Genomic DNA, 18,558 nt, shown 5'->3' with positions numbered 1-18,558 from the left:
TGATTGACTAAAGAAAATAAACAACGAAAAAAATGGTGGTTATTATTATTACTTTTGTTACTACTATTAGGTGGATATGCAACGTACTACTATTTTTTTCAGACTAAGCCTCAAGAAATGTCTGTTATTAGTGGTGATTTTTTGCCTGAAGGGAAAGATGCAAAATCAATTTCGGATGAAGAACTTGCCACACTTGCACAACAAAAAGTTGATGAGAGTAATTTTAATATGATGATATCTTCTTCAGCCACAATTGATGCTAAAACTCAACAAGGAAAGCTTCAAATAAAAAATCCTACCAGCAATGCTTATCCAATAAATGTAGAGATTAGAGAAGATGGAAGCAATAAATTGATTTATACTTCTGGAGCCATCCATCCAGGTGAGGAGGTGAGTCAAGTACAGTTAGAAAAACCATTATCTTCAGGTACACATAAAGCAACTGCTACTTTCAGTTTATACGATCCTCAATCCAAAAAGAAACAAGGAGAGGTATCAGCAGGAGTCACATTAAATGTAAAATAACCAAACTTAAATAATATTATTATGGAGGAATTCAAACAATGAAAAAAATTATTAGTACAATCGTATTATCAACAATTATTTTGGGAACTGCTCAACTAGCATTTGCTGAGGATGGAACGGAAGCAGGTAGTCAACAAACCATCAACGGTGAAACATCTGCAGATATTCAAGTGAATGGAACGTTAGGTGCGGATAATACAGATCCTGATGCAACGATACCAGAAGGGGATGCAAATTGGATTAATGTTACCGTTCCAACGAAAACTATTTTTTATAATACATCAAGTGACTCTACAATCAAAGCTCCAACGTATTCAATTGTGAATAATTCTGGACGACCAGTTACAGTTACTGCAAACGGCTTTACTACTGTTGGACAAGCTCCAACTGTACCAAATGATTTTGCATTAAACTTGTTAGTAACAGGAACTAACGGTAATACTGCAACAACAGCTTCAACTAAGTTGATTGAAAATGGTGCTCTTGTTGCTTCTGTAAACTCACCATTGATTACACTAGCTAACAGTAAAAATCAAATGTTAGCTACAGATCCTGCTGCTTCACCTGTAAATAATCAAGCGACATTTACTTATGGAGGAAATGCAACAGCTACACAACAAACGAGTGTTGAATATACTTTGAATTTAAAATTTGACTCTGTTTCTTGGAATTAATTAGGTGGCATTATGGAAAATGATGTTTTAGTAAAGGGTTACTTGGGAATAACAGAATCAACAGATTCTCAAGGTTATTCTGAAACTACTCATACTGAAGAAAGTAATAGCATTTACTACACAGTTTTGACAGAAGGAGATCTTCCATTGGCAGGAGAAAAAGTAAATAATCTTTTTCTCCTATATGGTGGATTTTTATTGATACTATTTGTAATTATAATGAAGAAAATAACTAAGAAAATTAATTAGATTACTAAGTTTCTACTAATAAAATTACAAATAAACTTTTTATTATGGCTGTAGCAGTTACTATAGATTGAACTAAATATAAATGAAAAGCATTATGTATTTTAGTGTGCCATTTATTTCTATTGAAAGTAATAAAGAGATTTGTCGTTTCTGAATTGTGGAAAATAATGCAGTTTTTTTGAATCATAATATACAACAGATTAACCAGAACTGAGTATCTATCATGCTAAAGTAGCGTAATAAAAAGGCACAGAAACGTAAAAAATGTTCCTGTACCAATAAAATATATACTTGATTAAAATTTAATTACTCAGTAAGAGGCTCTTTTTTTCTGCCAACTGTTGAAGTATCCATTTTGAATTGTTCAGACACATATTTTGCATAAGTACTATGTGTTTTTACGAGTTCATTATGTGGGCCACTGCCAGTAATTTTTCCCTTTTCTAAGAAATAAATTCTATCGCTATCGACGATTGTCGCTAATCTGTGCGCAATGACAAGTGTCGTACGTCCTTTCATCAAGTTGGCTAAGGCATTTTGAACCATCATTTCTGATTCGCTATCTAAACTAGCTGTTGCTTCGTCCAACATTAACACTTTTGGATCTCTCAGAAAGGCACGTGCTATCGCGATTCGTTGCCGTTGTCCACCAGAAATTTTCACTCCTCGTTCGCCAACTTCGGTTAATAAACCAGCGGGCATATCCTCCACAAATTTACGCGCATAAGCCAATTCTAGTACATGCCAAAGTTCATCATCACTAAATGTTTGATCCAATCCATAGGTTAAATTGTCACGAATCGTTCCTGCCATGATGGCACTATCTTGAGAAACAAAGCCAATTTGACTACGGTAATTGGTTAAATTGATATTTTGAATGTTGATATTGCCAAATTTTATGGTACCATTCATTGGATCATAGAAGCGTTCAAGCAAACTAAAGATAGTTGATTTTCCACCACCAGAAGGACCTGCAAAAGCCACGACTTGATTCGGTTTAGCAACAAATGAAACATCCGTTAAAATTGGTTCATTGTTTTCATAAGAAAAATCAATGCTTTCAACGGTCAGTTCTTTTCCAGCTAAATCAACAAGTTCTCCATCTTTGAAATCTTCAGGTTGTTCTTCTAACAATTCTTGCACTCGCTTCGTTGCACCAGCCGCTTTGGCCATTTCAGAAAATAGTGTAGCAATACTAGGCAACGCACCAATAAGATTAAAAAGATACATCAAAAAACTCATCAAGGTTCCGATTTCCATTGCACCAATTGCTATTCTATGCATCCCATAAGCCAATAATCCAAACACCATACTCATAAAAATCATCATCATGAATGGTTGCATTGTGGCATCAAAAATCGCTTCTTTTTTGCCGACTTTAAATAATCGATCCACTTCTAGATTCGCACGTTTTTGTGCTTGTTTTTCAGCGTTTGAAGTTTTAACTAGTCGAATTTCACTTAACGTTTCACTAGCGATTCCATTGAAGTGCGCCAAGGCTTCTTGTCTAAGATGACCAACTTTTGTTCCAAAAGTCATGATTGGAATCATGATTACAAAAACGATAGGAACGGCAACCAACATAGCTGCGCACATTTGCCAATCCATCCGAATCATCATATAAACAGAACCTATAACTAAAATCAGGCTGGATAATGTTTGTGGAAAAGTTGTAGCTAATAATTGTTTGACTTGAGTTGTGTCGTTTACTAAGCGACTAGAGATTTCACCAGCTTTAACAGTATCAAAATAGGTCACTTTTAATGTAGTTAATTTTTCCCACAATTTTTTGCGCAGATTTTGAATGACATTTTCACCAAAAATCCCTAAAATTGTCCCGCCGATCGCCGAAACGATCGCGGAAGTAATAAAAAGCAGGACAACTTTTAATAGTAATGAATAGTCGATTCCTTTGGAAAAATTATTGACTAATGAAGAGGCTAGTTTAGGAACATAGATTTGGACACTTGAGGAAACGACTAAAAACAACACACCAATAATCAAAAGTGGGTATTTAGGTTTAGTGATCCCAATCAATTTTACAAATTGTTTTAAGGAAAATTTCGTGCCGTCTTTTTTGACAGATAAATCTTCTCCTCTTCCGCCACCCATTATCGCCGTCTCCCGTTGAAGAAGCGTTCATCACGACCGAAACCACCACGAAAGTCTTCTGGAAAACCGCCAAATTCATCAAATCGGCTTCTTTCTAACATTTGTTCACGAGCCCGACCAAAGTGAGCAGACATTTTTCCAAAGCGTTGCCAGCGTTTATCGTCACTAAAAATGTCATTTACCTTTCTTTGAAATTCTTCACTAGAACTATTTTGACTAATGCGAGTAAGATAAGCCTCTAATTGCTCTAATTCTTCTTCACTAAATCCTTTGAATAATTCGTCCTTTAGATCACTTGAAACAGCGCCACGTTCTGTAAGACTTTCTCTGCCTTTTTCTGTCAAAACAACAAAGGTAACACGTGCATCTGCTTCCGATTTTACTCGTTCAATCGTACCAGTAGCTTCTAATTTTTTGATAATTTGTGTCACACTTGAAGGCTTGATGTCTAGATACTCAGAAATTCGACCAGCAGTAACATGCTCTTCTTTTGCTAATAATTGTAATGTTTCGAACGCATTATCGGTTTTTTCTTCCACACGATTAGCAAAAATTAAAAACGGTTGATGGGAGATTTCCATTAGTTTATTTAAGATATTATTTGTATTCATAGTAAATTCCTCCAATAAAGTTATTTAGTTTATATGTCAGCTAACAAAATAAATAATAAACCTATTTAGTTTGTTTGTCAATATAAAAACTAAATAAATTTATTGGAAGGATAAAATTTTATTATTGGGTGTGAAAATAATAAGAAGAAAAAGTGCTTGGAATCAATGTTTTGAGTTGAAAAAGAGCAGCTTGAAGAATCGGAGGCAGATTGTTAGAATTGATTATTTAAAATAAAATCAACATTTTCTTTGATTGCTCCTTTGTATTTTTCTTTAGAACTATGTTGATCCAAATAATCTAATACACAAAGTTTATGCGTAAATAGCTTTTCCAACAAGTTTGTATTTAGTGTAAACAAGACAATATGACCCAATGGATCCTTGTATCTAATTTTTTTGAGTGTTTGCAATTCGTAATCTTTACTTAAATCAACAGATAAAAAATAAATATTAGAAGGCGCAGTTAAGCCAATGTTTGCTCTTAAACGACTCAGTTTCGAAGTAGCGTAAATTCTAATTGTTTTTTTGCGATAAGAAGACAAGTATTTTTTTAAAAGATATTTTAGATACATTCGTTTTAGTAAATTTGTTTCAGATAGATAAATATTCATAGGGTTCCTCCAATGGTTAAGGCATCGACAACCGTGCTTCTCCATCTTTTAAAAGAGTGGAGGAATAAAGAATGAAATGTGTCATGACATAAAATTATTATATCGTTTAAGGAAAAGGAATGAATAGAGAGTGCCTAAGTGGTTGTTATTAGTGCGTGAATTGTTTATGAATCGATGAAATAGGAGTATATGGAGACAAAAAGTAGATTAAATTTTTGAGAGTAGAAAAGTTGACATTCATAAAAATATACAAAGAGAAAACATATTTTTGCAAACGTCAACTTTTTTAATTGATTAATTGGTTTCATTTTTTTTATTCAGTGCTTTCATTTTATTTAAGGCTGTTTTAATTTTACGACGTGAAATCATACATGTCTGTTCCTTATCAAAATAAACTAATCCTTCAGAACGTTCGATTTCAGCGACATTTTCCAAGTTCACTACAAATGACCGATGGACTTGGTAAAAACGAGGGTCCATAGCAGAAATTTCACCAAGTGTCGCATAAAAATTAACAAGTCTTGATTTACAAACTAAACGCAATTTATGAGAAATTTCCGTTGTTTCAAAGTAAAGAATTTCTGCAAATGGAACTTGAAAACTGGCATGCTTATTCTCGAAAACAAAAAGATCACTTTTCTCAATTCGATTTTTAGAATCAATCAATTCTATAATACAAGATTTTATATGTGTTTTGATTTCCTCTGGCGACCAATCTTTATTGATAAAGTCAAAAGCTGAAACTTTATAGGCATAAGTAATCGGAGCAAATTCAGAATGTGTTGTAATAAAAGAGATAATTCCATTTGGATCGACTGCTCTAATTTTTTGGGAAATTTCTAGCCCCTTTTTTTCTTGACCTTGAATTTCGATATCTAAAAAGTAAATATTTTGTGTGACTGTTTGATTGATTTGCTCTAATAAAAAATGAGGCTTAGCCGTAGTAATGAGGGATTTAGCTACCCACTTATTTTCAAGTAATACATCTCGCACTAAATTCTCAAGACGTTGTTGTTGTAGTATGTCATCTTCTAATATGAAAACATTCATGGTTGCTCCTCCTTATTGATAATTAACGTTTGACGGAATAAAAATGGTTCGCTTTCTGTTTGTAAAGAAATATGTGGATATTCTTTTAAAATTTTATTTACATTCGCTAAACCTACGCCACGATTTTCTCCTTTAGTAGAAACCCCACTTTGAAAAATTTTTGCGATATTTAATTGTTCATTCTCACAAGAGTTTTCAATAATAAGATAAATTTCTGAAGGATTAACTGTAGTAAAACAGACGATATTGAGAGAAGGTTTTTCAGCTTTTTCTGCTGCTTCGATGGCATTATCCAACAAAATAGACGTAATTCGTACATAATCTAAAACATCTATCGGTTCATTCTCGATGACATCTTCAATTTCAAGATGAACATCGATTTTTTTCTGCCAAGCTGTAATGACATGGGTTGAAAAAACTCCTTTAACAGGCAGTGTTTTCAAATTATTTAGTTTAGCTAATGAATATTGTGTTTCTTGTAATTTTAGTCCTTCATTATTTAAAATCTGATCATATGTTTTTTCGATTATGCCTAAATTTTTTGTCTTAATACTTTCATTTAAACTAATCAAAACATTATGATAATCATGGCGAAAACTACGCAGTTCATCGTACATAGTTTCCATTTGATGGACATAGGCTGTTAGATCTGACAGTTGATTATCTTTTAACTCTTGAATTCGCTGACGATCAAGTTCTTTCGTTTTATTTCCGATATAACGAAGCAAAATAACGATAGTAATTAAGAACGTAGCTATCATCCAATTACGAATTGGATTTTCTCCATTGAATAAGTATTTCTCAATCCAGTAACTTGAAAATTGGATAGTGCAACATATGGTTAAGATAATATCAATGATAATTAAAAATGATTGATTAATTTCATTACCATGTTTTCGCAAATAGTCAAAATTAGGTTTTAGTAATTTTAGCAAAATAGTATTTATTAAAACGGGAAATAAAGGTAGTAAAATCAAATTAAAAATAGAGTGGTATGTTTGATAAGTATGGTTTCCTAGACAATACTTAATTATTTCCATAAAAAAATATCCTAGTAAAGAACTTATAAAAACAGAGTATACACTAAAAAAGTAAAGTATATATTTATTTAAGGTATCATCATATTTTTTTCCAATAAAAAATAGATATAAAATAATAGTTGTAAAAAAAAAGTAATTCATTATGTAACCTGTAACTAGGGTGAAAAATGGTAGACCTATCCAATAGATAGGCTTGATTTTTTTTTTAATTAATGAATGAAAAATCAAAGTATATGTGGTACTTTGAGCAGTTAATATAAAAAATGAAATAAGATTATTATTTATCATATATCAATTTTTTTTGCTTAGGATGTTCTACCTCATAGAATCCCCACACGCAACCATTCACACCAAAAAAAGTGATAAAAAGAATTAGCTTGGAAATAAAACTAATTCTTCTCTCTTCATTTCTCTTCAACATATTTTTCATAATTTTTATAACTCCTTTTCGTTAATTTATAAAATAATGGATGAATCATAATAATTTCAATAAACAAACCACTTAAAATAAGTGTTTGCAATGACTGATTTTGAATAACATATGACAATAGGACAAGAATCAGTGTCATGAATAATGCATTGCGCCTTTTCCTTTTTCGTTCACTAACACTAACTAAAGGGTTTTTCTCGGTATCTGCTGGCGCATAAAGCCAGACCCCTATAAATAGTAGGATAGAAAGAAGCACAGCCATCCATCCACTAAAAGTAACCATTGTTTTCTGCAACAGTAATGGGATACCAACAAAAAATGAAATACCTAAAAGTGAGCAATTGAACGATGATTTTGCATGCCAGCCATTTGCATGACTTCGTAGTAAGACATATGCGCAATTCATCACAAAGGTTTCGAACAGGGTTCCAAATAAGTACGCACATAGGTAGACTTGAAACAATTTAAATACATTAATAAAAAACACTTCTAAGAAATAGTGAACGTTCTCATATTCACTCTCAGACATATAGTCAGTTGCATGTATTTTTTCTAAACAAAAACCAGTTAAGCGATTAGTCATATTTATGTTCCTCCTTATTAAAAATAGTATATCATAATTGTAAATAGAATTTTGCTTAAAGGCAACAAAAATATCGTGAACGGACTGTTTTTAACCGCTAATGGTTCTGTAAAGTTATTTTTGGTTGTGTAACAGTAATTTTTTCCATTGTATGGATAAAGAGGCTCCTTTTCGTTTGGAAAAATAACAATTTTTTTCGTCATTTATAAAGTAAATTTTTTTTTCGGTTTTATTAATTTCTCTGATTGCTTGTAAATTCACGATTGTTGAACGATGACACCTAAATAAGGTTGGATATTTCTTGTTGATGTAATTTTTTAATACACCTCGAGAATAGTAGGTTTTATTTTTAGTAATGAACTGAAGAACGTGATCCTGATTTTTTGCGGTAGTAATATAGAGTAATTCTTCTAAAACAACTCTGATCATTCGCTGATCAGTTTCAATAATGATTTGTGATGTATCCATTTTTACACGCCTCTCTTTCTTTTCTTCTAATCATAAAGAAATATTTTTATTTTCAAAGTCCATATTCGTAAACGGTCTTTTTTTACCCTTGAATAACTAAGTAATAGAACTAAGGTGTCTATTTTAATCCTTAAGCGAAGAAGTTCATTTAGGGTTAGAAATAGACCGTTCAAGGAAATCTTGTAGGAAGCAGAACGCTAGCCCCCTATAGTTAGAGTATCTATTAAGTGAGAAACTATGGAGGAAATGAATATGCAAGATAAAAATTTAGTATTGGCATTAAGCAGTAAAGAACGCCGTAAAAGAGTAGCTACAAATGAGATAGAATTTGATCATTTTCTTGAAGAAACTTATCAGGAATGGTTAGAACGCAAACCTTTGCTTAAAGAAGAACAAATGGAAGAAATTTTAGCCTATAAACAATTATCGAAAGCAGAATTTGCTCGTAGTATTGCTCCTATTGAGGAAATAGAAGTTCCTTCATTGTATAAAACGTTAACAGAACAGTCGTGGTATCACCTACATCGAGAAATTTTAGCAAATGTACAAGAAATCAGAGAGGAGGAAGAGTTCGATGTTTTCTTACGTCCATATAAAAAATGGCTAGAAGAAAAAATAGTGAAATTAGTAAAACCACTTAACTATAAAGTTGGAGAGGAAGCAAGAAAAGAAATTATTACAAGTTTTTCTACAGAATTATTAACAATTGCGTTAAAAACGCTCGTTTATGATTTATATGAACGTTCAAATGAAAATGAAGTGATTGCTAAGAAAAGACAAAAATATTTTGAAACATATTTTAAAATGCGGGAAGGATACCAACTATTTTTCAATGATTATCCAGTATTGGCTCGTTTGTTAGCGACGCGGACGGAATTTTTTGCAAAAAATCTTGAGTTATTTTTTAATTCTTTAGATGAACTAACGGAAAAAGAATTGAGCGCTTTCTCCATCCAACAACCTTTTAATCTAAATACAGTCGCTATGGATAAAGGAGATAGCCATGAACAAGGAAAATCGGTCATTCTTATGACAATCAATGGTAAACAGCTAGTGTTCAAATATAAAGATTTGACTATAGCCAATCGTTTTGATCGATTTTGTCAATCTATAGAACAGATGGATGCACGATTTTCTTTTTATTATTCGAAACGACTAGTTAAAACGCATTATACGATTGAAGAATTTATCGATTACTTCCCATGTAACAATAAAGAGGAGATAGCTACATTTTATCAGCGTTTTGGGCACTTAGTTGCATTGACCTACTTTTTAAACGGCAGTGATTTCCATTTGGAAAATCTGATTGCTGCTGGGAGTTATCCTGTTTTGATCGATATTGAAACGATTATTCAAAATGTGGGAAACACAGAGCGGAAAAAAAAGGCGGTTAATCGATATATAGCAAATTATCATGATTCAGTTATTGGCACGTGTTTATTACCTAGAAATCAAAGAAAAGAAAATAAAAATATTGAATTGAGTGCATTAAGCGGCGATGAACAACCATTGCCAGAAAAAGTGTTGCAATTAGTTGAAAGTGACGATGGAAATTTACGAATGGAGTATCAAGCAGGAATAATGGCTGGTTCAAATAATTTACCACTATTAAATGATAAGAAAGTGAATTTTACCGATTATCAAGCAGAAATTATTATCGGATTTTCCGAAATGTATCATTTCTTTTTGGCGAATAAAGAAAGAGTACTCGAATTAGTTGAGCAATTATTTGAAGATGTGTTAGTTCGTAATGTATTGAAAGCAACTCAAAAATACGCGGAAATGTTGAATTATGGGTATCATCCTAGCTATATGACCAATTATTTGAATCGAGAAAAGCTGTTTGAAAATTTATGGGTGTTTCCTTATCGTAGTAAAAAAGTTATTAAGGCAGAAATTGAGGATCTCTTAGTAAATGATGTACCTATTTTTTATAATCAAACGGATAGCAAAGAATTGATTTATAGTGACCATCACAAACTGACTGATTTTTATGAACAAACCGCTTTAGAATTAGTCACAGAAAAAATCACCAAGGCAAATCAACAAACGTTTCAGGAACAGTTAAACTATGTAGAATTAGCGTTAGGAAAGTACCAGGGAGAGAATGTGGACGTTCGTTTATCAAGTGAATGTCCCATCCAGGATATCGATAGATTCGTTCAAGAACAACTTCTGTGGGGGGCAGATAAACAAGATCTATTTATTGAGAATTATAAATTTGATGCGAATGAAAATTGGTTCAAAGAAGGAATGAATTTTAATTTTTACGATGGTTATACTGGATTATATAGTTTTTATGATGTGATTCCTAACAAAACAGAAAAGCAACTAGCAATTCTTGCCGCTTTGGAAGATATGCTTCCTAAAAAATATCGTGAAATCAAGACGAAAGAGCATTATGCAAGTTATTTTAGTATTCTGTATCTGTTTACACGCAAAATAAAACGAACGAATGATTCATCTGACAAAAAACAAGTATTGAAGCTATTAGAAACAATCGAGGCATACTATCAAAACAGTCACTGGACGAACGAATGGTTATTTGGTCGTGCAAGTTTATTACAGCTTTGTGTGACCTTATATCAAGTGATGCCGACGGAAGAAGTCTATCGATTGATTCAACAACTTATTGCAGATATTCAATTTAAAAAAATGGATAATGTAGGATTTGCTCATGGCTATGCTGGAGTGATCTATGCATTCGTTTCTGTTGCTGAGCTATTTCCACGAAATCAAGAAGTTAATAAAAAATTACAACTTTTTGTTCAAGAACTGATTAAAATAGATTTTAACAATATTTCGCAACAATCATGGTGCAATGGACTAACGGGTATCGCTTTTACGCTAACTAAGTTAAGAAAGAATTCGGACTTTAAAGATAGTGTGACCGATGCTAGTTATGAAAAAGTGATTAGCAGAATCATTACTGATTTGTATAAAGATAGTGATGGTTTATGCCATGGTAATGCAGGGATCCTCGCATACTTGAATACAATCAAAGAGGACCAATCATTGTCAGATGGATTAAGAGAACAAGTCAAACAAACGCGCAAAAAGTTAAACAATCGATTATCTAAGTCTTGTTATATTCAAGGAATGGCAGCCGCTCCTTCCGTTGATTTGATGAATGGTCTAGCAGGGATTGGCTATGAGTTATTACGATCTGAGAATAGTGAAATCAGTAATGTATTAGTGTTAGAATAGCTAGTTTTATACGGAGGTTGGGATAGAAGCCTTCAATTCTTAGAGCTTTTGCTCTTAGGAATTGTTGTGTTCGAAGCGTAGTGTAGTAGTTGCTTCTGCTCCCACCGTTTATTCAGATATAAAGAGCATAAAACTTAATTTTTGAGTGATGTCTCAGATACTTTTTTCTATAATAAATAACCATTTGGGTTGAGAAATAGCGATTATAGGGGAAAACTCTATCAAAGTGATGCAGAAGGATTTATAGTGTGGGTTATAAGATAAGCAATACTATAAAAATTAGTACATGCTATCTTAATGATTGCTAGACGTCAATAGCTATTAAAATAAGAGGATGAACAGGAGGAAATAGCAATGAGTGAAAAAGAAATTAAAAACGATGAAGTAGCAGGGAAGAAATTGGAAGATTTAACGGAAGAAGAATTGAAGGAATTACAAGGCCAAGGTGATACAGATGGGGAAACTATAACAACTTTATTTAATCATATTCCTAATACTAATAAAATGACTATAACAGTAGGATGTGGATGTAATTTTAGAAAATAAGTTGAATTTTATAAAAAGAATAGGGGCAGAAGAAGTTTGATTTCAAAGATTAGGCTTCTTCTGCTATTTTTATATGCAAAAATTGAGTTTGTAGAAAATGAATTAAATAGAGAAAAGGAATTGTTATAAGATATTTTCAGCTATACAACAAGCGATTCATTCTTACTCTTAAGTAACTTTAGTTTGTTATTGATTAATAAATTAATGTTGTATAAGAACCATTTAAGTTGGAAAAACAGTCTTATGGGGTTAAACGCTATCGAAATGTATAAAAAGAAATTATAGTAGGATTATAGATAAGCGATGATAAAAAATAATCATCACTATCTCAAATAGTTAGCTAGACGTCAATAGCTATTACAAAAAATAAGAGAATGAAGAGGAGAAAATGTAATGAGTGAAAAAGAAATTAAAAACAATGAAGTAGCAGGAAAAAATTTAGAGAATTTAACAGAAGAAGAGTTAAAAGCATTACAAGGACAAGGAGATACAAATGCTGAAACAATTTATATTGATACAAAAACAGTTACAATTACGCTAGATAAGTTATCAAAGAAAATTAACTGCAGAAGATAAATAGTAATATAAATATAATTTTTATACTGAACATATTGGTTGTTAACTAATATGTTCTTTTTATTTTTGAAATATGTTTATTTTTGAGCGATAAAATGAACGTCAATTAAGAAAATCACTTTTTATGGATAAACTGAATCAATAAAAATAATAAACCATTCATGATGGGAAGTTTATCGTTTAGGGTGAACCTCTATCGTATTAGAAGAAATACGAATATAGTTTAGATACAGATACGCAACATATAAAAAGATGAATTATTTACCACTCAAATAGTAGGAGTTATATCGATAGGTAAAAATACAGTAAGCAAAAAAAATATCTTTTATATTTTTTGAGGCGTGTAATAATCTTCAAAATAAGAATGTATACTGAATAAATATATGAAATAAAGTAATAGGATAGAATAAAAAATGATGGAGTGAAAAAAATGACAAAAATTTGTAGAGCAACATCAATTAGAGAAAGAATAGAAGAACTTGCACCAGTCTATAATTTTAACTATACAGAAGATAATGTATCTAAATGGATTGCACGAAGATCAATTTGTACAAAAGAGTCATTTGAGTATTCTTTAAAAGTTAATAATATAACTAAAGAAGATTTTAACATAGGAATTAAGCCATTAAATGAAAAGGATGAGTCTATTCTAAGCAAAAAAGCTAAAAAATCTTCATGGTTTAAATTAACGGAACAAATTTTAATGTTGGAAGACCCATTTGATATAGACGAAATCAAAACAATTGATTTTTCTTATGCTATTCGCTTCCATATCAATTATTTCTCAGAGCGAATAAAAAAATATAATTTTAATGATTTTGTCATAGATAATAAGCAACCATTTCTTATACATTTAGCTGAAGATTTAACTAATATTATTGTTAAAACAGTAGTTTATGATTTACATGAACTTAAAAAGAAAATTATCTTTGCTGGAAATTCTTCTCAAGAAAGATTTGTTTATTACATGAAATATCGTTTTGGAAAACAACAATCAGTATTTAAATTTCTAGAAGATTATCCAGTTTTAATGAGATTATTAGCAAATAGAGTTAATTTTTCAATAGAAAACTATAAAAAGTTTTGTGATAGCGTTGAAGAATCATTACTAGATTTTCAGGAAAAATTTAAAATAGAACCACCTTATCAAGTTACGGAACTTTCTTTAGGAGCAGGTGATAGTCACTCTAAAGGTAAAACAGTTATTTTGTTTGAAATAAATGGTGAAAAATTTGCTTTTAAAGAGAAAAATTTGATTGTTGGAACTAAATTTAATCATTTTTTAAATTTTATAAGTGAAAAAACAGGAAAAAAATTTAAAATAGTTAAAAGAATAACCAGAGATGATTATACTTTTGAGGAATTCATCACGCAAAAGGAAGTTCAAAGTGAAGAAGAGATTGAAAATTTTTATACTCGATTTGGTGAGTATATTGCTTTGACATACTTACTCTGTAGTAATGACTTACATTTCGAAAATTTAGTAGCTCATGGTGAGTATCCAACTTTAATAGATATTGAAACTATTATTCAAAATGAAAACCCTCTAGAAAAATCAGATAATCCATTTTATTTACTAAGCATGAAAAAATATATGTCTGTATTATCTACAGCATTATTACCAATGAAATTTCAAGAAAATAGAATAGAACCATTAGTAGAAGGAATTAATAAAGGGATTCGGATGAGTGCTTTTGATGGGAGAGAACAAAAACTACCATACAAAACTTTGGGAATTGTACATCCTAATACTGATAAAGTTAGATTTGAATATATTGAGCAAGTGCTTTCTGGAGCTAACAATCTTCCTATGTTTAATGGCAAAGAAATTGATGGGAGCAAGTATATTGAAAATGTTATAGAAGGTTTCAAAAGTATGAGTTTCTTTTTCATTAACAATAAAAAAGAAGTTATTGATAAAATTGAAGAATTGTTTTCTAATGTACTTGTGCGTAACGTGATTAAATCCACTCAAAAATATTGTGATATGTTGAATTATGCATATCATCCTAAATGCATGGTGGATTTTTCTGAAAGAGAGAAACTTTTCGAGAATCTATGGTCTTACTCTTATCAAGAAAAAGCGCCGATACAGTCTGAGATTTTAGACATGCTAAATAATGATGTACCTATCTTTTTTAATAATACTTCTAACCGTGATTTGATTGATAGCGATGGAAAGAGATATAAAAATTATTATTCTGACACAGCCATTAATCGGGTAAAAGAAAAGATTCAGTCTTATGATTTATCTGAATATCGTTATCAAGAATTACGCTTAAAATTAGCTTTTGAGGTACAAGAAGAGGAAACTGAAACATTTTATTTTGGTAATGAAACAAATGAAATTTTAAATAACATAGTAAATGAATTATGGAAACGAGCAAGGATTAATAATAAAAAAACACTGATTACTTTTGAGGATTACACTGTAGAAGCATCTGGAGAATTAGATTATTCAATGTTAAATAGTGAATTTTATGATGGATTAAGTGGAATTTATGTATTTCTATTGTACTATGTAAAATACTTTGAAAATGAAAAAGCATTATTAATGAAGGAAATACTTGAGAGGCAACTATTTGTATATCCCAAAAAAGCTAATAATGAGATAAGTGTCTATCATGGAAAATATTCTGTTTTATATCCACTATTGGAGAAAATAAAACTTGAAAAAAATAATTCTGACATAAAATTTGCCAAGAAATTGGTAGAAGATATTAAGGATTTTTCAAAAGTAAAATTTGATTGGGTTTCTGGTATTGCTGGAATGATAAAGGTACTAGTTAATTATTATAAATTGACAAAAGATAAGTTTTTTTTGATCAAAGCAATTGCTTTAGCTGATGCTATTGAGATAAAGAAAGTGGGCTTATGTGGATTTTCCCATGGTTATTCAGGAATAATATACGCACTTTACTCGCTATACCTTGAAACTAAAAATGACATTTATATAGATAAAATTGATCAATGTTTGGAATTAGAAAATAAGTATTTAGAAACAAATCATTGGAAAGACTTACGTAAAGAAAAAAATACAATTTCTCAATGGTGCCATGGAACAGTTGGAATTGGATATACGAGACTATTTCTAAAGGAAAATAAATATGAATGTAATAGAGTTGGTTCTGATCTAGATAAATGCATTAAGCATGTTGTATCCAATATTTCGAATGAAAGCGGATTATGCCATGGTGAAATGGGAAGATATAGTTTTTTAGAACATCTAAGTAATTCTAATACGATATCTTGTGAATTGATAGAATCAGTAAATATCAAAAAAGAAAATATTTTCAAAAAAATTTCAAAAGAAGTAATAGTTGGTTCTTTTGACCATAATCCGAAGTTAGGTTTAATGACAGGAATTTCAGGAATTGGCTATGAACTTTTAAGAACTTCATATATAGAAATGCCAAGTATCTTAACACTTGAGTTATAAATAAGAAAGGAGAACCATTTATGCTTTCAAAGAAAGAAAATCCAGTGATATATAATTGACTAAATTTAAAAATTAATTAATGTATTCACTAAAATAATAAATTAAGGAGAGATAAAATTGAAAAAAGAAACTAATGAAGTAGAAGAAAAGATTGACGTAGTGGGACCAAATTTTGAACAATTGAGTGAAACTGAAATGATTAAAGTTCAGGGAGCAGGAGATACAGAGGTCGAAACAACACCAGTAATATCAGCATCATTTAAAGCAAGTGTTGCGGTAGCTAAAACGTTTAAAGGAAAATGTTAATATTTTTATCAAAACAATGGAGGAATTTAATATGTTAAAAAAAAATGAAGAGAATATGAATGGTCAAGAATTGCTAAAAAAATTTGAAATGCTATCTGAAACTGAAAAAATTGAGACGTTGGAAAAATTTGATAAAATTGAGAAAATTGTCACTGAAATTGATTATGAGAGTTTGGTTCAACAAGTCAATTCTGGCGAAGTTGTAGGGGGATCGTTTGAAGAATTGACTGAAGAACAAATGTTGGAATTGCAAGCAGCAGGCGATGTAAATGCAGAAACTTCACCAGTCTGTGTAGCGACAGCCATATCATCATTAGGATGTGGAGCTGCTTCAGTAGGATTTATTGTATCTCTAGTCAATTGTTAGAGAGAAAATTGATTATTTGATTTTTTAGAAGTCTAAAATTAATAAATATTGGTGGCAAAAAAAATGAGAAAAATATTTGTTTTAAATGGAAGTAGACGAAAAAACGGAAACACCATAAAATTTATAAAAAGCATTCTAAAGCATATAAATAGTGAGCTATTTGAAATTGAGTATGCATTTCCTCAAGACTTTAAAATAAAACCTTGTTCAGGGTGTCACCAATGTTTTATTAATATTAAATGCTCAGTAAAAGATGAAATAAGTCTGATACAAGAAAAGATAGTAAGTGCAGATATATTGATTATTGCATCTCCAGTATATCTACATTATATGACTGCAGATTTAAAACTAATATTAGATAAACTATCTCATTGGACACATTTATTTAAATTACAAGGTAAGCCTGTTGTAGTTTTAAGTACATGTTCAACTAATGGACACAATTCTGTAATTGATCCGTTGAGTAACATGATGAAATTAATGGGAGGTAACGTCATTGCTTCTGCTAACGCAGCACAAATACCCAACCAAATTAATAATGAAGTATGGCTAGAAGAAGTTAGTAAAGAGATTAGTGATAGAATTTGCAAATATGCCTTTTTACCTATTCAATCTACGATATGTTTAGATAATGTTTTTAAAATGACAAAATCATCTATACTTGAACAAGAACAAACAAGTGTAGAATATGATTTTTTAGCAGGCGAAGTCGAATATTGGAAAGAAACGGGTATGTTAGAATATGACACATTTAGTGAATATTTAACTTTAAAAAATAATAATTAAATTATTCGAATTTTTGTTAAGAGAGGAGAAATAATGAATACATTAAAAAGAAAAAGAAGTTCATATTTAGTATCTTTAGCAGGATGTGCCTTTTTTGCAGCACTATATCTTGTAAAAATCATAAAAAATATAGATACGATTTCTTTTACAGATACGGGAATAGCTTTTCTATTTTCTGTTTGCACAATGATATGTTCTTCATTGTATAGTGAGGTAAATAAAGCAATCAAAGGTACTAGTCAAGATAGAATCAATTGAACTAGAAGCTGATGTTAAAATCCTTAAGTAAAGTATATAAAATAATAGCCATAGTTATTATTTATTCAATAAAAAATTAAAATAACCGAATAACAGCTATCAAATAATAACAACCATTTTAGTGTTTACTGAAAAGGTTGTTTTTTTTTCTCATAAAAAGCAGCGATTTTGTAAGTAAAATTCAACCACTGACTTTCAGGGTGGGAAAACGATCATTTAGGGTAAAGGACTATTTCTGAGGCAGGAAACTAGCTATAGTTTATGTATAGATAGTCAAGTTTAATTTATATACTTATCTGTCTTAAAAGGTTTGACAAATGGTTATTTGAAGATGAGCAGTGGGAAGGAATGAATGAGATGGCAGCAACGTTCAATAAAGAATTGTTTATGGAGTTGGCAAATTTAATCAAGGATGATATGGCGATTTATGTGAACACTAGAAGTGAAATGTCGCGATTTATTAAGGAGCATCCGGAGCAATACCAATTATTGTTGAAAAAAGCGCAAGCAGCCATAGAACTATCAATTAGTGGAGGTTCGTTTGAATCTTTGAGTGACGAAGAGATGGAGTTACTTCAAGGTGCTGGAAATGGAACTGAAGGTACAACAGCCGTTTGTATGGCTGTAGGCTTAAAGTCCGATTGGTAAAAAAAGCTTAAAATACGTTGTCACTTGATAAACGAAAATTGAAGAATTTATTAGTAACCCCAAATTAGGCAG

At 30.9% G+C, this 18,558-nt stretch carries 19 protein-coding genes; 12 read left to right on the top strand and 7 right to left on the bottom strand.

Annotated features, from left to right (window positions below; all coding sequences use genetic code 11):
- The first annotated feature begins 3 nt into the window (after nt 1-3).
- From ACYSNW_RS06460 to ACYSNW_RS06450, 3 genes are read left to right on the top strand one after another with little or no spacing between them, the layout of a single operon-like run.
- A complete protein-coding gene (locus tag ACYSNW_RS06460; protein ID WP_461743666.1) occupies nt 4-525 on the top strand; it encodes a hypothetical protein in 522 nt (173 codons plus the stop codon).
- A gap of 38 nt (nt 526-563) precedes the next feature.
- Nucleotides 564-1,199, top strand: coding sequence for a hypothetical protein (locus ACYSNW_RS06455; RefSeq protein WP_461743665.1), 636 nt, complete (start codon nt 564-566; stop codon nt 1,197-1,199).
- 12 nt (nt 1,200-1,211) lie between these two features.
- A complete protein-coding gene (locus ACYSNW_RS06450; protein ID WP_461743664.1) occupies nt 1,212-1,448 on the top strand; it encodes a hypothetical protein in 237 nt (78 codons plus the stop codon).
- Nucleotides 1,449-1,754: 306 nt separating this feature from the next.
- Here the strand turns inward: ACYSNW_RS06450 and ACYSNW_RS06445 are convergent, their stop codons facing one another.
- The 7 genes from ACYSNW_RS06445 to ACYSNW_RS06415 all read right to left on the bottom strand — a co-directional run bounded on the left by ACYSNW_RS06445 (nt 1,755) and on the right by ACYSNW_RS06415 (nt 8,353).
- Nucleotides 1,755-3,560: an ABC transporter ATP-binding protein gene (locus tag ACYSNW_RS06445; RefSeq protein WP_461743663.1), complete on the bottom strand. Its 1,806-nt coding sequence runs from the start codon at nt 3,558-3,560 to the stop codon at nt 1,755-1,757.
- A complete protein-coding gene (locus tag ACYSNW_RS06440) occupies nt 3,560-4,171 on the bottom strand; it encodes a MarR family winged helix-turn-helix transcriptional regulator (protein ID WP_461743662.1) in 612 nt (203 codons plus the stop codon). The genes ACYSNW_RS06445 and ACYSNW_RS06440 overlap by 1 nt, the downstream gene beginning before the upstream one ends.
- A gap of 212 nt (nt 4,172-4,383) precedes the next feature.
- Nucleotides 4,384-4,782 carry a response regulator gene (locus ACYSNW_RS06435; RefSeq protein WP_461743661.1) on the bottom strand — a complete coding sequence of 133 codons (399 nt, stop codon included), beginning with the start codon at nt 4,780-4,782 and terminating at the stop codon, nt 4,384-4,386.
- 294 nt (nt 4,783-5,076) lie between these two features.
- A complete protein-coding gene (locus ACYSNW_RS06430; RefSeq protein ID WP_461743660.1) occupies nt 5,077-5,832 on the bottom strand; it encodes a response regulator transcription factor in 756 nt (251 codons plus the stop codon).
- Nucleotides 5,829-6,872, bottom strand: coding sequence for a sensor histidine kinase (locus ACYSNW_RS06425; RefSeq protein ID WP_461743659.1), 1,044 nt, complete (start codon nt 6,870-6,872; stop codon nt 5,829-5,831). Before ACYSNW_RS06425 ends, ACYSNW_RS06430 begins: the two co-directional genes overlap by 4 nt.
- A gap of 404 nt (nt 6,873-7,276) precedes the next feature.
- Entirely contained in the window at nt 7,277-7,885 is a 609-nt protein-coding gene (locus ACYSNW_RS06420) for an accessory gene regulator B family protein (protein ID WP_461743658.1), read from the bottom strand.
- 114 nt (nt 7,886-7,999) lie between these two features.
- The gene (locus ACYSNW_RS06415; RefSeq protein ID WP_461743657.1) at nt 8,000-8,353 is read right to left on the bottom strand and encodes a LytTR family transcriptional regulator DNA-binding domain-containing protein; all 354 of its coding nucleotides are present in this window, start codon (nt 8,351-8,353) and stop codon (nt 8,000-8,002) included.
- 252 nt (nt 8,354-8,605) lie between these two features.
- Here ACYSNW_RS06415 and lanM (ACYSNW_RS06410) point away from each other — a divergent pair, with 252 nt between their 5' ends.
- The 9 genes from lanM (ACYSNW_RS06410) to ACYSNW_RS06370 all read left to right on the top strand — a co-directional run bounded on the left by lanM (ACYSNW_RS06410) (nt 8,606) and on the right by ACYSNW_RS06370 (nt 18,486).
- The gene (gene lanM, locus ACYSNW_RS06410) at nt 8,606-11,560 is read left to right on the top strand and encodes a type 2 lanthipeptide synthetase LanM (protein ID WP_461743656.1); all 2,955 of its coding nucleotides are present in this window, start codon (nt 8,606-8,608) and stop codon (nt 11,558-11,560) included.
- A gap of 354 nt (nt 11,561-11,914) precedes the next feature.
- Entirely contained in the window at nt 11,915-12,106 is a 192-nt protein-coding gene (locus tag ACYSNW_RS06405) for a mersacidin family lantibiotic (RefSeq protein ID WP_461743655.1), read from the top strand.
- A gap of 393 nt (nt 12,107-12,499) precedes the next feature.
- Entirely contained in the window at nt 12,500-12,682 is a 183-nt protein-coding gene (locus tag ACYSNW_RS06400) for a mersacidin family lantibiotic (protein WP_461743654.1), read from the top strand.
- 430 nt (nt 12,683-13,112) lie between these two features.
- Nucleotides 13,113-16,121, top strand: a complete 3,009-nt coding sequence (gene lanM, locus ACYSNW_RS06395) for a type 2 lanthipeptide synthetase LanM (RefSeq protein WP_461743653.1) — start codon at nt 13,113-13,115, stop codon at nt 16,119-16,121.
- Between the two features lie 117 nt (nt 16,122-16,238).
- The gene (locus ACYSNW_RS06390; RefSeq protein ID WP_461743652.1) at nt 16,239-16,427 is read left to right on the top strand and encodes a mersacidin family lantibiotic; all 189 of its coding nucleotides are present in this window, start codon (nt 16,239-16,241) and stop codon (nt 16,425-16,427) included.
- A gap of 31 nt (nt 16,428-16,458) precedes the next feature.
- A complete protein-coding gene (locus ACYSNW_RS06385; protein WP_461743651.1) occupies nt 16,459-16,794 on the top strand; it encodes a mersacidin family lantibiotic in 336 nt (111 codons plus the stop codon).
- Nucleotides 16,795-16,857: 63 nt separating this feature from the next.
- Nucleotides 16,858-17,580 carry a flavodoxin family protein gene (locus ACYSNW_RS06380; RefSeq protein WP_461743650.1) on the top strand — a complete coding sequence of 241 codons (723 nt, stop codon included), beginning with the start codon at nt 16,858-16,860 and terminating at the stop codon, nt 17,578-17,580.
- Nucleotides 17,581-17,613: 33 nt separating this feature from the next.
- Nucleotides 17,614-17,838, top strand: a complete 225-nt coding sequence (locus ACYSNW_RS06375; RefSeq protein ID WP_461743649.1) for a hypothetical protein — start codon at nt 17,614-17,616, stop codon at nt 17,836-17,838.
- A gap of 348 nt (nt 17,839-18,186) precedes the next feature.
- Nucleotides 18,187-18,486: a mersacidin family lantibiotic gene (locus ACYSNW_RS06370; RefSeq protein ID WP_461743648.1), complete on the top strand. Its 300-nt coding sequence runs from the start codon at nt 18,187-18,189 to the stop codon at nt 18,484-18,486.
- The last annotated feature ends 72 nt before the right edge of the window (nt 18,487-18,558 follow it).

This window comes from Enterococcus sp. LJL99 (assembly GCF_054871725.1).
Note: the sequence above shows the minus strand (reverse complement) of the source record. Positions and strands in the feature narration are given on the sequence as shown.

Coding starts and splice junctions, on each gene's coding strand:
- ACYSNW_RS06450 (WP_461743664.1), top strand. CDS start 1,212: ATGGAAAATGATGTTTTAGTAAAGGGTTACTTGGGAATAACAGAATCA.
- ACYSNW_RS06370 (WP_461743648.1), top strand. CDS start 18,187: ATGAATGAGATGGCAGCAACGTTCAATAAAGAATTGTTTATGGAGTTG.
- ACYSNW_RS06380 (WP_461743650.1), top strand. CDS start 16,858: ATGAGAAAAATATTTGTTTTAAATGGAAGTAGACGAAAAAACGGAAAC.
- ACYSNW_RS06400 (WP_461743654.1), top strand. CDS start 12,500: ATGAGTGAAAAAGAAATTAAAAACAATGAAGTAGCAGGAAAAAATTTA.
- ACYSNW_RS06435 (WP_461743661.1), bottom strand. CDS start 4,782: ATGAATATTTATCTATCTGAAACAAATTTACTAAAACGAATGTATCTA.
- ACYSNW_RS06385 (WP_461743651.1), top strand. CDS start 16,459: ATGTTAAAAAAAAATGAAGAGAATATGAATGGTCAAGAATTGCTAAAA.
- ACYSNW_RS06425 (WP_461743659.1), bottom strand. CDS start 6,872: ATGGAAATAATTAAGTATTGTCTAGGAAACCATACTTATCAAACATAC.
- ACYSNW_RS06405 (WP_461743655.1), top strand. CDS start 11,915: ATGAGTGAAAAAGAAATTAAAAACGATGAAGTAGCAGGGAAGAAATTG.
- lanM (WP_461743656.1), top strand. CDS start 8,606: ATGCAAGATAAAAATTTAGTATTGGCATTAAGCAGTAAAGAACGCCGT.
- ACYSNW_RS06430 (WP_461743660.1), bottom strand. CDS start 5,832: ATGAATGTTTTCATATTAGAAGATGACATACTACAACAACAACGTCTT.
- ACYSNW_RS06445 (WP_461743663.1), bottom strand. CDS start 3,560: ATGGGTGGCGGAAGAGGAGAAGATTTATCTGTCAAAAAAGACGGCACG.
- ACYSNW_RS06415 (WP_461743657.1), bottom strand. CDS start 8,353: ATGGATACATCACAAATCATTATTGAAACTGATCAGCGAATGATCAGA.
- ACYSNW_RS06420 (WP_461743658.1), bottom strand. CDS start 7,885: ATGACTAATCGCTTAACTGGTTTTTGTTTAGAAAAAATACATGCAACT.
- ACYSNW_RS06440 (WP_461743662.1), bottom strand. CDS start 4,171: ATGAATACAAATAATATCTTAAATAAACTAATGGAAATCTCCCATCAA.
- lanM (WP_461743653.1), top strand. CDS start 13,113: ATGACAAAAATTTGTAGAGCAACATCAATTAGAGAAAGAATAGAAGAA.
- ACYSNW_RS06455 (WP_461743665.1), top strand. CDS start 564: ATGAAAAAAATTATTAGTACAATCGTATTATCAACAATTATTTTGGGA.
- ACYSNW_RS06375 (WP_461743649.1), top strand. CDS start 17,614: ATGAATACATTAAAAAGAAAAAGAAGTTCATATTTAGTATCTTTAGCA.